The following is a 14,119-nucleotide window of genomic DNA, read 5'->3' as shown; positions in this document are numbered from 1 at the left end:
TGTGCGTTTCCCATGGGTCCCCTCCTCACATCCGGAAGACGCCGAACCGGGGCTCGCCCAGTGGCGCGTTGGCGCACGCGGTCAGGGCCAGCCCCAGCACCCGCCGGGTGTCGGCGGGCTCGATGATCCCGTCGTCCCACAGGCGGGCGGTCGCGTAGTAGGCGTTCCCCTGCCGCTCGTACTGGGCGCGGACCGGCGCCTTGAACGCCTCTTCCTCCTCCGCCGGCCAGTCCTCCCCGCGGGCCTCCAGCTGGTCCCGCTTGACCGTGGCCAGCACGGACGCGGCCTGCTCGCCGCCCATCACGGAGATCTTGGCGTTGGGCCACATCCACAGGAAGCGCGGCGAGTACGCCCGGCCGCACATCGAGTAGTTGCCCGCGCCGTACGACCCGCCGACCACGACCGTCAGCTTCGGCACGCGCGTGCACGCCACCGCCGTCACCATCTTGGCGCCGTGCTTGGCGATGCCGCCCGCCTCGTAGTCCCTGCCGACCATGAAGCCGGAGATGTTCTGGAGGAAGACCAGCGGGATGCCGCGCTGGTCGCACAGCTCGATGAAGTGGGCGCCCTTCTGGGCCGACTCGGAGAACAGGATGCCGTTGTTGGCGACGATCCCCACCGGGTGGCCGTGGATCCGGGCGAAGCCGGTGACGAGGGTCTGCCCGAACTCGGACTTGAACTCGGCGAACCGGGAGCCGTCCACCACGCGCGCGATGACCTCGCGGACGTCGTAGGGCGTGCGGGAGTCGACCGGCACCACGCCGTACAGCCCCTGGGGATCGGCCTTCGGCTCGACGGCGGGCCGCACCTCCCAGGGCGGTGTGCCGCGCGCGGGAAGGGTCGAGACGATGGTCCGCACGATGCGCAGGGCGTGCGCGTCGTCCTCGGCGAGGTGGTCGGTCACCCCCGACACGCGTGAGTGGACCTCGCCGCCGCCCAGCTCCTCCGCGGTCACCACCTCACCGGTGGCCGCCTTCACCAGCGGCGGGCCGCCCAGGAAGATCGTGCCCTGTCCGCGGACGATGACGGCCTCGTCGCTCATCGCCGGGACGTACGCCCCGCCCGCCGTGCAGGACCCGAGGACGGCGGCGATCTGCGGGATGCCGGCGCCCGACATCCGGGCCTGGTTGTAGAAGATCCGCCCGAAGTGCTCGCGGTCGGGGAAGACCTCGTCCTGCATCGGCAGGAAGGCGCCGCCGGAGTCGACGAGGTACAGGCACGGCAGCCGGTTCTCCAGCGCCACCTCCTGCGCCCTCAGGTGCTTCTTCACGGTCATCGGGTAGTACGTGCCGCCCTTGACGGTGGCGTCGTTGGCGACGATCACGCACTCCCGGCCGCTGACCCGTCCGATCCCGGCGATGACGCCGGCGGCCGGGGCCTGGCCGTCGTACAGTCCGTCGGCCGCGAGCGGCGCCAGCTCCAGGAACGGCGAGCCCGGATCCAGCAGCGTGTCCACGCGGTCGCGCGGCAGCAGCTTGCCGCGCGCGGTGTGCCGGGCCCTGGCCCGCTCCCCGCCGCCGAGCCGGGCCGCCGCCAGCTTGGCGCGCAGCTCCTCCACGAGGACGCGGTGCGCCTCCTCGTTGGCCCGAAAGGCCTCCGACGCGGGATCGTCCCCCACGCTCGAAAGGACTCGCGCGGGGGGACCCCCATCGCTCGTCAGCTCCGGTGCCTCGTGCATCCTGCGGTCCCCTCACCCAGTGATCGACCAGTTAATGAGCGTTAACGCATGGCCTTCAGGTTAACGACCGCTAACCTCCCTGTCTAGAATCGTTCCCATGGCCACCAGAACCGACGCCCCCACCCGCCGCGAGCAGATCCTCAAGGAGGCCGCCCGGCTCTTCGCCGAGCGCGGCTTCCACGGGGTCGGCGTCGACGAGATAGGCGCCGCGGTCGGGATCAGCGGCCCCGGTCTCTACCGGCACTTCCCCGGCAAGGACGCGATGCTCGCCGAGCTGCTGGTCGGGATCAGCGACTCGCTGCTGACCGGGGCGAAGCGGCGGATCGCGGAGGCCGAGGGGGTGGCCGGCTCCGGCGCGGGACCCGGCGGGACGGGGCCCGAGGCGGTCCTCGACTCGCTCATCGAGGGGCACATCGACTTCGCGCTCGACGACCGCCCGCTCATCACCCTGCACGACCGGGAGCTGGACCGCCTCCGGGACGCCGACCGCAAGATGGTGCGGCAGCTGCAGCGGCAGTACGTGGAGCTGTGGGTCGGGGTGGTCCGCCAGGTGTACCCGGCCGTGGCCGAACCGAGCGCCCGTTCGGCGGTCCACTCGGTCTTCGGCCTCCTGAACTCGACCCCCCACCTGGGCCGCCCCGGCTCGCTCCCGGGCCGTGCGGTGACGGCGGACCTCCTGCACCGCATGGCGCGGGGCGCGTTCGCGGCGGTGGCCGAGGCGTAGGGGTGCCGCCCGCGGAGTGACGAGGGTTACCCGCCTCCCTCTCTGGACGCCCTCCCTACCCGCCGGTACGGTGAAGTCTGAGCAAGCGCTTAGACACGTACCCTGGAGGTGGCGCCGTGCGCCGTACGGTGTTCAACGAGGACCACGAGGCGTTCCGGGAGACCCTCCGCGCCTTCATCGAGGCCGAGGTCGTCCCCGTCTACGACGAGTGGTTCGCCGCGGGCCAGGCGCCGCGCGAGTTCTACTACAAGCTCGGCGAGCTGGGCATCTTCGGCATCAACGTGCCCGAGGAGTTCGGCGGCGCCGGCCTGGACAGCCACAAGTTCGAGGCCGTCCTCTACGAGGAGACCGCCCGCGCGGGCGTCAGCTTCGGCGGCTCCGGCGTGCACGTGCTGCTCGCCCTGCCCTACATCAAGATGCTGGCCACCGACGAGCAGAAGAAGCGCTACCTGCCGAAGTTCGTCACCGGCGAGGAGATGTGGGCCATCGCGATGACCGAGCCGGGCACCGGCTCCGACCTCGCGGGCATGAAGACCACCGCCAGGCTCTCCGAGGACGGCACGCACTACGTCCTCAACGGCGCCAAGACCTTCATCACCGGCGGCGTCCACGCCGACAAGGTGATCGTCTGCGCCCGCACCTCCGCCCCGCGCGAGGACGACCGCCGCTTCGGCATCTCCCTGTTCGCCGTGGACACCAAGTCCGAGGGCTACTCGGTGGGCCGCAAGCTGGACAAGCTCGGCCTGCGCGTCTCCGACACCGCCGAGCTGGCCTTCGTCGACGTCAAGGTGCCCGTCGAGGACCTGCTCGGCGAGGAGAACAAGGGCTTCTCCTACCTCGGCCACAACCTGGCCTCCGAGCGCTGGGGCATCGCCTTCGGCGCCTACGCCCAGGCCAAGGCCGCCGTCCGCTTCGCCAAGCAGTACGTGCAGGACCGCACCGTCTTCGGCAAGCCGGTCGCCCACTTCCAGAACACCAAGTTCGAGCTGGCCGCCTGCCAGGCCGAGGTGGACGCCGCCGAGGCCGTCGCCGACCGCGCGACCGAGGCCCTGGACGCCGGCGAGCTCACTCCCGCCGAGGCCGCCAGCGCCAAGCTGTTCTGCACCGAGGTGGCCCACCGCGTCATCGACCGCTGCCTCCAGCTGCACGGCGGCTACGGCTACATGAACGAGTACCCGATCGCCCGCCTGTACGCGGACAACCGCGTCAACCGCATCTACGGCGGCACCAGCGAGATCATGAAGACGATCATCGCGAAGGACATGGGCCTGTAGACCACAGGACATGAGCGAAGCACTCCGGTCCCTCCTCGACCTGCTCGACCTCGAGCGGATCGAGGAGGACATCTACCGCGGGCAGTCCCGCTCCGCCGTCGTCCCCCGGGTCTTCGGCGGGCAGGTGGCCGCCCAGGCCCTGGTCGCCGCCGGGCGCACGGTCCCCGCCGACCGGCACGCGCACTCCCTGCACGCGTACTTCCTGCGTCCCGGCGATCCCGGCGCGCCGATCGTCTACAACGTCGACCGCCTGCGCGACGGCCGCTCCTTCACCACCCGCCGGGTGGTCGCCGTCCAGCACGGCAAGCCGATCTTCGGCCTGTCGGCGTCCTTCCAGACGTACGAGGAGGGCCTGGACCACCAGGCCCCGATGCCGGCCGCCCCCGATCCGGAGACCCTCCCCACCGGCGAGGAGCGGCTGCGGGGCTACCCGCACCTGCCCGCCGAGACCGTGGAGCGGTTCCTGGAGGCCCGGGCCGCCGTCGACCTGCGGTACGTCGACGACCCGCCCTTCGGGGACTTCGGCGCACCGCGCGAGCCGCGCTCCCAGGTGTGGTTCCGCACCAACGGCAAGCTCACCGACGACCCGCTCCTGCACGTCGTGCTCGCCACGTACGTCTCCGACATGACCCTCCTCGACTCCGTGCTGCTCGCGCACGGCCGGGGCGGCTGGGCCGTCGGGGACGTCGTCGGGGCCTCGCTGGACCACGCCATGTGGTTCCACCGGCCGTTCCGCGCCGACGAATGGCTGCTGTACGACCAGGAGTCGCCGTCCGCGTCCGGCGGCCGGGGCCTCGGCCAGGCCCGCATCCACACGCAGGACGGACGGCTGGCCGTCTCGGTGGTCCAGGAGGGTGTGGTCCGGGTCCCCCGGTGACTTTGCGCCCGATGCCCCCCTCGAGGTGACGTGCGCCACATGCGCGGCTAGGCTCTATGAGTGAAAGGCCGCAGGCACGGCTTACCCGACCGATCCGACTCGTGTACCTCCGGGCCAGGGTCAAGAGCCCGCTCGTGAACCGTTCCGGGCGACTCGGCGGCATCGGCGGTCGGGTGCGTGTCCATGAACGTGCGGTTACACCCCACGACCCTGCCGTACTTTCAGTGCGGCGGCGGCCATCCGCTCTCGACATTGCTTCGCGCCATGCGCGGGAGTCGGTGGAACGAAAGGGAATATCTCATGCGAGCACAGCGCGCAAGGCGACTTCTCGCGGTGTCGGCCGCCGGGCTGACGATGGCCGGTGGCATCGCGATAGGTACAGCGGGCACTGCGTCGGCGAACGACTCGTCGCACCACGACCGTGGTTCCTACAGTCGCTACTGCGACAACCACAACCGGTGGAACGACGACTGTGACTGGGGTTACAACGGCCGCGGTCACGACCGCTACGACAACGGCCGTTACGACAACGGCCGCTTCGGCCACGACAACGGCCGCTTCGGCCACGACAACGGCCGTGGTGGCCACGACAACGGCCGTGGTGGCCACGACAACGGCTATGGCGGTCACGACAACGGCCGCGGTGGTCATGACGGTGGCCGCGGTGGCCACGACGGTGGCCGCGGCGGGCACGGCGGTCACTGATCCGCCGGTGAAGTGAGACGCGGGTGCGGCTCCGTACCGACGGAGCCGCACACCGCGGTCGCGGGCCGGTCCCGCAACGCCCCTCTACTCGGGTCTACTCGGGGCCCGTCCCCAGTCCTGCCTCCGTCAGCAGATACGCCGTCATCGGGTCGTAGTGGCGCGGGCTGACCACGTGGTCGTCCAGCGGCACCGCGACCTGGAGGACGCCCTCGGACTCGGCGAGGAAGAGGGCCGGGTCGTTGCAGTCGGCGTACCCGACGGAGTCGACACCGTGCTGACCGGCGTACCCCGCCCAGCCGTGGTCGGCGACGACCAGGTCCGGCAGCGGGCGGCCCGCGCGCTCCAGGCCGGTCAGGACGGCCCTCATCGGCTCCCCGGAGTGTGTGTGCCACAGCGAGGCGCCGTGCTCCAGCACCGCCACGTCCGCGAACTGCTGGACGTAACCCTCCTCCGTCGTCAGACCCTCCGGGATCACGACGATCTCGCAACCGGCGGTGCGCAGCGCGGCGGCCGTGGCGCGGTGCACGTCGAGCAGCCCGCCCGGGTGACCGGTGGCGAACAGCACCCGCTGACCGCCGTCCGCGGCCTTGCGCAGCCGCCCGGCCATGCGCTCCAGCGCGGCCACGGTCAGCTCGGGGTCGATGGTGTCCTGGCCGTACCGGTACTCCGGGTCGTCGTTGACGCCGACCCGCTCCGCCATCACCGCGAGCACGTCCTGCTCGTCGCTCCAGCGGTCGCCCAGCTCCAGACCGAACCAGTAGTTGCGGTCGCCGTTCGCCAGCTTCCGGTAGTGGGAGAGGTTGTTCTCGCGGGGGGTGGCGACGTCGCCCGCGATACGGGTCCTGACGAGGTGTTCGACGAGTTCGGCGCGGCTGGGTGTCCCGGATATCGGCATGGCTCCATTGTGGGGCAGCCGACTGTGCGCGTCTTCGGGGTATCGCGCGCTGGGACGCGGCTCACGTGCCCCGCCGAGCCCCGCGCCCCGCCGGGTCACAGTCTGCGCAGGGCGAACCACAGCTCCATCCGTACGTCCGCGTCGTCGAGGTCGGCGTCCAGCAGGGCCGCGCAGCGGGCGATGCGCTGGCGGACGGTGTTGCGGTGCACGGACAGGGCGACGGCGGTGCGGTCCCAGCTGCCGTGCAGGGACAGCCAGGCGCGCAGCGTCTCCGTCAGCGCCGGCGCGGCCGCGACCGGTGCGAGGAGCGCACGGGCGTGCGCCTCGGCCTCGGCGTCCGGGACCAGGTCGGCGAGGGCGGGCCGGGCGGCGTGCCGCACCAGCGGCACCCGGGTGGCCCGGGCCCGTGCCAGCGCCCGCGCGGCCTGCGCGTCGGCCGTCGCCCACTCGGCCGGGGTGACGGCGGCGCTGACGCCCAGCGTCCACCCCCGCTGCGGCCCCGGCCAGGCCGGCCCGTCGGCCGGACCCGGGCCGGCAGCCCCGTCCCGGGCCCCTGCCGGGCCCGTGCGGGCTGCTTCGCCCACGGCTCCTTCCCGGCCCGGGGCGGCCGTCCCGCCCGGGGGCCCGCCCCGTCCCGGGGTCGTTCCGCCGAGGGATCCTGTGGAGCCCGGGCCCGCCGTTTTGCCCGGGGGTCCTGCCGGACCGCCCGTGCGGGTCGTCCCGACGGCGGCCCCTGTCCGGCCCGCACCGGCCGGACCGCCCGGCCCGATCGCCGGTCCCGTGCCGCCCGGCTCCGTCGCCCTCGGCCGGTCCGTCCCGCCCCGGGGCTCCGGACCCGCCGGCACCAGGACCCGGACGATGTCGCCGGCCGGGTCGACCAGGGGGGAGCCGAGGGCCGCGCCGAGGGCGGAGGCCGCCACCGGGTCGGGAGGGCCGCAGTCCGGGCGGGCGTGCACGACGTGCCAGCGGGTGTCCTCCCCGCCGTCGAGCAGGGGCGCGACCTCCTCGGGGCGGGCGCCCAGCAGCAGCCGCACCAGGGCGGACGAACGGGCCGCGCCCGTGCCGCTCTGGTGCTCGCCGGTGAGCAGGGAGAGCAGCACCGCGGCGACCGAGGCGATGGTGTGGTCCCCGGACTCTCGCTGCGGTGCCGCGACCCCGAGGACGAACCCCCCGCCGGCGCCGAGGGCGTAGGCCGCCAGACGGGTACCGGCGACCGTGTCGGTGGCGGTCGTGGAGGCCCGGCTGGAGACGAACCGGGCGAGCTTCGCCAGGGCCCCGCGCACCTCGTCGGCCGGTTCCCGCCCCGCCGCCGCGATCTCGGCGCCCTCCGGCCCGTACAGCACCGCCCGGCCCTCGAGCCGCGTGGCCAGCCGCCGCAGCACCGACGGCACCGGATCCGGCCGGGAGGCCGCGGCGGCCAGTTGCTGCTGGGCCTCGGACACCCGCCGCAGTTCGGCCAGCCGCGCCCGCGCCATCAGCTGCCACACGGCGCGGGCCACCCCGGAGAACGTCGTCCGCGGCGGCACCTCCACCAGCGGCAGCCCGTGCGCCTCGCAGGCCGCGACCAGCGCCCGCGGCACCGTGTCGTGCACCGGCGCCACCCCGAAACCGAGGGCGGCGCCGCCCCCCGCCACGATCCGCGCGACGTACGCGTCGAAGTAGCCCTCCGCCTCCGCCCCCGCCGGGATGTGCACGCCGGCCGTCAGCAGCAGCTCGCCGCCCAGCATGTACGGGCAGGGGTCGGCCATCTCGGAGGCCTGCGCCCAGTGGACCGCCACCTCCGCCGCCGGGGGCCCGGCGATCTGGCGCAGGGCGAGATCCTCACGGGACAGCAGAGCCGCGAGGGACACGGGAGGCGTGGGCGGAGCGACCCTCTCCTGCGTCATGGACGTTACCTCCACTCCGGCGGGACCGAATGGATGGAACGTACACTTCGCAGTTGCTTTTCGGCCACCTAGTGTCGATCCAGACCGGAATCCCCCTCCGGTGTCGGACCGGCTGCCGCGGGTACGGGCGGATGTCCCCGCCAGGCGCCGGCCGGACAGTGCGTCCGGACACCCCCCCATCAGCACGACACGCCACCGACGAGTGCGCGAAGGAGGCCCCCCATGGCCGTCGACTACACAGTGATCGTCGTCTATCTCGCCGGCATGCTCGCCATGGGCTGGTGGGGCATGCGCCGCGCCAAGTCCAAGAGCGAGTTCCTCGTCGCCGGGCGCCGCCTCGGCCCCGCGATGTACTCCGGCACCATGGCGGCGATCGTCCTCGGCGGCGCCTCCACCATCGGCGGCGTCGGCCTCGGCTACCAGTACGGGCTCTCCGGCGCCTGGATGGTCGTCACCATCGGCCTCGGCATCCTCGCCCTGTCGCTCTTCTTCTCCGCCCGCATCGCCCGCCTGAAGGTCTACACCGTCTCCGAGATGCTGGACCTGCGCTACGGCGGCAAGGCGGGCATCATCTCCGGCATCGTCATGTGGGCGTACACGCTGATGCTGGCGGTGACCTCCACCATCGCCTACGCCACGATCTTCGACGTCCTCTTCGACGTGAACCGCACCGTGGCGATCATCCTGGGCGGCACGATCGTCGTCGCCTACTCCACCCTCGGCGGCATGTGGTCCATCACGCTCACCGACATGGTGCAGTTCGTGGTGAAGACCATCGGCGTGCTGCTCCTGCTGCTGCCCATCGCCGTCATCCGGGCCGGTGGCTTCGGCGAGATGAAGGCGAAGCTGCCGACCTCGTACTTCGACCCGCTCGGCGTCGGCGGCGAGACGATCTTCACCTACGTCCTGATCTACACCTTCGGCATGCTCATCGGGCAGGACATCTGGCAGCGCGTCTTCACCGCGGGCAGCGACCGCACCGCCAAGTGGGGCGGCACCGTCGCCGGCACCTACTGCCTCGTCTACGCCGTCGCCGGCGCGATCATCGGCACGGCCGCCAAGGTCCTCTACCCGAAGCTGGCCAGCCCCGACGACGCCTTCGCCACCATCGTCAAGGACGAACTCCCCATCGGCGTGCGCGGACTGGTGCTGGCCGCCGCCCTGGCCGCGGTGATGTCCACGTCCTCCGGCGCCCTCATCGCCTGCGCCACCGTCGCCAACAACGACATCTGGTCCCGGCTGCGCGGCGCGATGCGCAAGGCGGACGAGGAACACGACGAGGTCAAGGGCAACCGCGTCTTCATCCTCGTCATGGGCGCCGCCGTGATCTGCGCCGCCATCGCCCTGAACGACGTCGTCGAGGCGCTCACCGTCGCCTACAACCTCCTCGTCGGCGGCCTCCTCGTGCCCATCCTCGGCGGGCTGCTGTGGAAGCGCGGCACCGCGCAGGGCGCCCTCGCCGCCGTCGCCGTCGGCGGCCTCGCGGTCGTCGGCCTCATGGCCGGCTACGGCATCCTCGCCAACGAGCCCGTCTACTACGGCCTGCTGGCCTCCCTGGCGGCCTACGTCGTCGTCTCCCTGGCCACCCGGCCCACCGACGCGGCCGTCCTGGCCGCCTGGCGCGACCGCCTCGCCGGCCGCGCCCCCGAATCCGCACCCGAACCGGTGTCCGCCCACCAGTAGAGTCGTACCGAGCGGTACAGAGCAGTAGATACGCGAAGAAGCGTAAGAAGGAAGGCAATTCATGAGCAGCAGCGAGACGCCCCGCGGCCCCGTCGACTCCTCCCGCGTCCCCCGGTACGCCGGGCCCGCCACCTTCGCCCGCCTGCCCCGCCTCGACGAGGTCGGCACGGCCGACGTCGCCGTGGTCGGCGTCCCGTTCGACTCGGGCGTCTCCTACCGCCCCGGCGCCCGCTTCGGCGGCAACGCCATCCGCGAGGCCTCCCGGCTCCTGCGCCCCTACAACCCGGCGCAGGACGCCTCCCCCTTCGCCCTCGCCCAGGTCGCCGACGGCGGCGACATAGCGGTGAACCCGTTCAACATCAACGAGGCCGTCGAGACGATCGAGGCCGCCGCCGACGACCTGCTCGGCACCGGCGCCCGCCTGATGACCCTGGGCGGCGACCACACCATCGCGCTGCCGCTGCTGCGCTCGGTGGCCAAGAAGCACGGTCCGGTCGCCCTGCTCCACTTCGACGCCCACCTGGACACCTGGGACACCTACTTCGGCGCCGAGTACACGCACGGCACGCCGTTCCGGCGCGCGGTCGAGGAGGGCATCCTCGACACCGAGGCGCTCTCCCACGTGGGCACCCGCGGCCCGCTGTACGGCAAGAAGGACCTGACCGACGACGAGAAGATGGGCTTCGGCATCGTCACCTCCGCCGACGTCTACCGCCGCGGCGCCGACGAGATCGCCGACCAGCTGCGCCAGCGCATCGGCGACCGCCCGCTGTACATCTCCATCGACATCGACTGCCTCGACCCGGCCCACGCCCCCGGCACCGGCACCCCCGAGGCCGGCGGCATGACCTCCCGCGAGCTGCTGGAGATCCTGCGCGGCCTGGCCTCCTGCAACCTGGTGTCGGCCGACGTCGTCGAGGTGGCCCCCGCCTACGACCACGCCGAGATCACCTCGGTGGCGGCGTCCCACACGGCGTACGAACTGACCACCATCATGTCCCGCCAGATCGCCGAGGCCCGTTCGAAGTGACCCACGACCACGACCTGGAGCTCCGTCCGACCGCCGCCCAGACGGAGGCCGCGCTGAACCCTCCCCCCGGCCGCATCGGCGGAGACCTGGTCGTGGAGACCCTGGCCGCTCTGGGCGCGACCACCGTCTTCGGCCTGCCCGGCCAGCACGCCCTCGGCATGTTCGACGCCCTGCGCCGCTCGGACCTGCGCTACATCGGCCTGCGGGTGGAGAACAACGCCGGTTTCGCGGCGGACGCCTACGGCCGGATCACCGGCGAGGCCGCCCCGCTCCTCCTGTCGACCGGCCCGGGAGCCCTCACCTCCCTGGCCGCGCTCCAGGAGGCGCGGGCGGCCGCCGCCCCCGTCCTGGCGATCGGCAGCCAGGTCCCGACGGCCGGCCTGGGCGGCGGCCGCCACGGCTATCTGCACGAACTCCCGGACCAGGCCGCCTCGTTCCGGGGCGTGGTGAAGTCCGTCCACACGGTCCGCACCCAGTCCCAGATCCCGTCGGCGATCGCCGAGGCCTGGACGTCGGCGCTGACCGTCCCGCACGGACCGGTGTGGGTGGAGATCCCGCAGGACGTGCTCCTGGCCGAGACACCGATCCCGGTGGTGACGGGCGGCGACACCTTCCCCGAGGAGTTGCCCCCGCGGCCCGAGCTGACGGCGGTGGCGGCCGACCTGCTGTCGCGCGCCGAACGCCCCGTGATCATCGCGGGCGGGGGAGTGGTCCGCGCCGACGCCTCCGGCAAGCTGCGGCAGCTCGCCGAGCGGCTCCAGGCCCCGGTCGTGACGACCTTCGGCGGCAAGGGCGCGTTCCCGTGGACGCACCCCCTCTCCCTCCAGTCCTGGCTGGAGGACCGCCACACGACCGACTTCCTGGAGGACGCCGACGTCCTGCTGGTGGTCGGCTCGGGCCTGGGCGAACTCTCCTCGAACTACCACACTTTCCGGCCCCGCGGCCGGGTGATCCAGATCGAGGCCGACCTCGGCAAGCTGGAGTCCAACCACCCCGCCCTCGGCATCCACGCCGACGCCCGCCTCGCCCTCCAGGCCCTGCTGGAGACGGTGGAGGAACGGCACGACCCGACGGCGCCCGAGCGCGTGCGGGCCCTGCTGGACAAGGTCCGCGCACGCATCGCCTCCCAGGACCTCACCCTCGAACAGGACGTCCTCGCGGCCGTGCGCAACGCCCTCCCGCCCGGCGCCCCGTCCTTCTGGGACATGACCATCCTGGCCTACTGGGCCTGGTCGGCCTTCGACGCCAAGGCGCCCAACACCATGCACTCCGCGCAGGGCGCCGGCGGCCTCGGCTACGCCTTCCCGGCCGCCCTGGGAGCCGCGGTGGCCGACCCGACCCGCCCGGTGCTGGCGGTGTCCGGCGACGGCGGCGCCCTGTACTCCGTCGCCGAACTGGCCACCGCCCGCCAGTACGGCCTGAACGTCACCTGGCTGATCGTCGACGACGGCGGCTACGGCATCCTGCGCGAGTACATGACGGATGCCTTCGGACAGCCCACGGCGACGGAACTGACCCGCCCGGACTACGTGGCGCTCGCCGAGTCGTTCGGGGTGCCGGGGGTGCGCACGTCCCCGCAGACCCTGGAGACGGACCTGGCACGGGCGCTGGCGTCACCGGGCCCGTCGGTGGTCGTCCTCCCGGCCGTCCTGCGGATGTTCGCGCCGACGCACCTGGGCTGACACCTTCGCGCGACCTGTGACAGAGCTGTGACGTGGAGCGCACAATTCCCCTCACGGAAGGTCCATAGCTTCATGGGGCCGCGTCGACCGGAAAGGCGTCTTCCCTTGCGAAAGTCCGTTGCTCCCCTTGCTGTTGCCCTGTCCTCGTCCTCTTCTCGTCGCCGCCGCGCGCTGCGCGGAGCCGTTGGAGCCGCCGCGGTGACGGGAGCCGTGCTCGCCTCCGCCGTGACCGCGGTCGCCCACACGTCCCCCTCGCCGGCGGGTTCTCCCACCGCCCCGGCGACGCCCTCCACGCCCGAGACGCCCTCCACGCCCGAGACGCCCACCGCTCCGGCGACGCCCACCGCTCCGGCGTCCCCGTCGGCTTCCGCCCCGGCCACCGCCTCGCCGAGCCCCACGGCCCCGGCCGGTGACGGCGGCTCCGGGAGCAAGAGCCCGTCGACGACGGACCGATGCGTGGTGACGGTGACGCAGAGCATCGGCGCGGGCACCAGCGCGCTGATGACGATGAGCCCGTCCGGCCCGTCCGTCCGGTTCCAGGGAACGGGGGAGGACAAGCCGGTACCCGGTCTGTCGCTGGACCGTACGCACCCGAAGCTGCCGGCGAGCGCGGGCTTCGTCGCGGAGATCATCGGCCCGAACAGCGCCGCTCCCCAGTTGCGGACGAACATGGAGGGCGGTGGCCACCCGGCGTCCGTCCACGCGTTCCCCCGCCTGCCCGACGGCTGCAGCCTCCAGTACCCGACCGGCGGCTCGGCCGGCGGCTCGACCGGTTCGCAGGGCACCCACGGAGGCGCCCAGACCTCCGTGGTCCCGAAGGGCGGCGTCGCGGCGGGCTACGAGGCCGCGGACGACGGCGACACCACGTTCCTCGCGGTCGGAGGGGCCGCCGCGGCCCTCGGTGCCGCCGGTGTTGCCTTCGTCGCGCTGCGCCGCCGCGCCTCGGCCGTCACCCCTCGCTGAAACCGCACGCCCCACGCCCTGGTCGGGTCCCGCGGAACGTACCGCGGGGCCCGACCAGGGCTTCGAGGAGACCGACCATGCGCCTGTCCGTCCCACGCCGGCCGGTCGCGGCCCTGCTCGCCCTGCCCCTCGCTGTCGCCCTGGCGGGCTGCGGGGCGGACGGGCAGGCGGCCACCCCACCCCCGGCCGTCTCCACCTCCGCCGCCGCGCACGCCGCGCCCCCCGCACAGGGCGGGACACCGGCGGGCATGCCCGCGTCGACGCCCGTCAGAGTCACCATCCCCTCCGCCGCGGTCGACGCCTCCCCCCTGCTCCGGCTCGGCCTGAACGACGACGGCACCATCGAGGTCCCCTCGGTGGCCCAGGCCGACCGCATCGGCTGGTACGGCAAGGGGGTCACCCCCGGGGAGACCGGCCCCGCCGTCCTCGTCGGCCACTTCGACACGGTGAACGGCCCGGCGGTCATGAAGAACGTCTCCCGCATCAAGCCGGGCGACAGGATCGACGTCACCCGTGAGGACGGCACCCACGCGCGCTTCGCCGTCACCGAGCTGGAGCAGGTCGACAAGCACGCGTTCCCGACGCAGAAGGTCTACGGCGACACCGACCGGCCCGAGCTGCGGCTGATCACCTGCGGCGGCGAGATCACCGACGGGCACCGCCCGGACAACATCATCGTCTACGCCGACCTCGTGGCCTGACGGCCTACCAGGCGCCCCGAC

Annotated in this window: 12 protein-coding genes; 9 read left to right on the top strand and 3 right to left on the bottom strand. The window is 73.0% G+C overall.

Translation table 11 applies throughout. The features are described 5' to 3' along the window. Nucleotides 1-25: 25 nt before the first annotated feature. Complete coding sequence (locus ACIRFH_RS01525; protein ID WP_403516528.1) at nucleotides 26-1,678, bottom strand: carboxyl transferase domain-containing protein; 1,653 nt, start codon at nucleotides 1,676-1,678, stop codon at nucleotides 26-28. A gap of 97 nt (nucleotides 1,679-1,775) precedes the next feature. On the opposite strand from ACIRFH_RS01525, the gene ACIRFH_RS01520 reads away from it, so the two are divergent. From ACIRFH_RS01520 to ACIRFH_RS01505, 4 genes are all read left to right on the top strand, one after another. Beyond that, entirely contained in the window at nucleotides 1,776-2,402 is a 627-nt protein-coding gene (locus ACIRFH_RS01520) for a TetR/AcrR family transcriptional regulator (protein ID WP_403516527.1), read from the top strand. 116 nt (nucleotides 2,403-2,518) lie between these two features. Beyond that, nucleotides 2,519-3,676, top strand: coding sequence for an acyl-CoA dehydrogenase family protein (locus ACIRFH_RS01515; protein ID WP_403516526.1), 1,158 nt, complete (start codon nucleotides 2,519-2,521; stop codon nucleotides 3,674-3,676). Between the two features lie 10 nt (nucleotides 3,677-3,686). After that, nucleotides 3,687-4,553, top strand: coding sequence for an acyl-CoA thioesterase (locus ACIRFH_RS01510; RefSeq protein ID WP_403516525.1), 867 nt, complete (start codon nucleotides 3,687-3,689; stop codon nucleotides 4,551-4,553). Between the two features lie 300 nt (nucleotides 4,554-4,853). After that, the gene (locus tag ACIRFH_RS01505; RefSeq protein ID WP_403516524.1) at nucleotides 4,854-5,258 is read left to right on the top strand and encodes a hypothetical protein; all 405 of its coding nucleotides are present in this window, start codon (nucleotides 4,854-4,856) and stop codon (nucleotides 5,256-5,258) included. Between the two features lie 94 nt (nucleotides 5,259-5,352). Here the strand turns inward: ACIRFH_RS01505 and ACIRFH_RS01500 are convergent, their stop codons facing one another. Next, nucleotides 5,353-6,153 carry a phosphatase gene (locus tag ACIRFH_RS01500; RefSeq protein WP_403516523.1) on the bottom strand — a complete coding sequence of 267 codons (801 nt, stop codon included), beginning with the start codon at nucleotides 6,151-6,153 and terminating at the stop codon, nucleotides 5,353-5,355. Nucleotides 6,154-6,248: 95 nt separating this feature from the next. After that, the gene (locus tag ACIRFH_RS01495; protein WP_403516522.1) at nucleotides 6,249-8,039 is read right to left on the bottom strand and encodes a helix-turn-helix domain-containing protein; all 1,791 of its coding nucleotides are present in this window, start codon (nucleotides 8,037-8,039) and stop codon (nucleotides 6,249-6,251) included. Nucleotides 8,040-8,261: 222 nt separating this feature from the next. On the opposite strand from ACIRFH_RS01495, the gene ACIRFH_RS01490 reads away from it, so the two are divergent. From ACIRFH_RS01490 to ACIRFH_RS01470, 5 genes are all read left to right on the top strand, one after another. Continuing rightward, on the top strand, nucleotides 8,262-9,722 hold the full coding sequence (locus ACIRFH_RS01490; RefSeq protein WP_403516521.1) for a sodium:solute symporter: 1,461 nt from the start codon (nucleotides 8,262-8,264) through the stop codon (nucleotides 9,720-9,722). 61 nt (nucleotides 9,723-9,783) lie between these two features. Continuing rightward, a complete protein-coding gene (gene speB, locus ACIRFH_RS01485; protein ID WP_403516520.1) occupies nucleotides 9,784-10,752 on the top strand; it encodes an agmatinase in 969 nt (322 codons plus the stop codon). Continuing rightward, nucleotides 10,749-12,434 carry a thiamine pyrophosphate-binding protein gene (locus ACIRFH_RS01480; RefSeq protein ID WP_403516519.1) on the top strand — a complete coding sequence of 562 codons (1,686 nt, stop codon included), beginning with the start codon at nucleotides 10,749-10,751 and terminating at the stop codon, nucleotides 12,432-12,434. The genes speB and ACIRFH_RS01480 overlap by 4 nt, the downstream gene beginning before the upstream one ends. A 198-nt stretch (nucleotides 12,435-12,632) precedes the next feature. Then, nucleotides 12,633-13,397 carry a hypothetical protein gene (locus ACIRFH_RS01475; RefSeq protein WP_403516518.1) on the top strand — a complete coding sequence of 255 codons (765 nt, stop codon included), beginning with the start codon at nucleotides 12,633-12,635 and terminating at the stop codon, nucleotides 13,395-13,397. 77 nt (nucleotides 13,398-13,474) lie between these two features. Beyond that, complete coding sequence (locus ACIRFH_RS01470) at nucleotides 13,475-14,098, top strand: class F sortase (RefSeq protein ID WP_403516517.1); 624 nt, start codon at nucleotides 13,475-13,477, stop codon at nucleotides 14,096-14,098. Nucleotides 14,099-14,119 lie beyond the last annotated feature (21 nt).

The sequence above is a fragment of the Streptomyces sp. NPDC093586 genome (genome assembly GCF_044764905.1).
Lineage (GTDB): Bacteria > Actinomycetota > Actinomycetes > Streptomycetales > Streptomycetaceae > Streptomyces.
This window is presented reverse-complemented; position numbering and strand designations above follow the sequence as displayed.

Coding starts and splice junctions, on each gene's coding strand:
- ACIRFH_RS01525 (WP_403516528.1), bottom strand. CDS start 1,678: ATGCACGAGGCACCGGAGCTGACGAGCGATGGGGGTCCCCCCGCGCGA.
- ACIRFH_RS01520 (WP_403516527.1), top strand. CDS start 1,776: ATGGCCACCAGAACCGACGCCCCCACCCGCCGCGAGCAGATCCTCAAG.
- ACIRFH_RS01510 (WP_403516525.1), top strand. CDS start 3,687: ATGAGCGAAGCACTCCGGTCCCTCCTCGACCTGCTCGACCTCGAGCGG.
- ACIRFH_RS01505 (WP_403516524.1), top strand. CDS start 4,854: ATGCGAGCACAGCGCGCAAGGCGACTTCTCGCGGTGTCGGCCGCCGGG.
- ACIRFH_RS01500 (WP_403516523.1), bottom strand. CDS start 6,153: ATGCCGATATCCGGGACACCCAGCCGCGCCGAACTCGTCGAACACCTC.
- ACIRFH_RS01495 (WP_403516522.1), bottom strand. CDS start 8,039: ATGACGCAGGAGAGGGTCGCTCCGCCCACGCCTCCCGTGTCCCTCGCG.
- ACIRFH_RS01490 (WP_403516521.1), top strand. CDS start 8,262: ATGGCCGTCGACTACACAGTGATCGTCGTCTATCTCGCCGGCATGCTC.
- speB (WP_403516520.1), top strand. CDS start 9,784: ATGAGCAGCAGCGAGACGCCCCGCGGCCCCGTCGACTCCTCCCGCGTC.
- ACIRFH_RS01470 (WP_403516517.1), top strand. CDS start 13,475: ATGCGCCTGTCCGTCCCACGCCGGCCGGTCGCGGCCCTGCTCGCCCTG.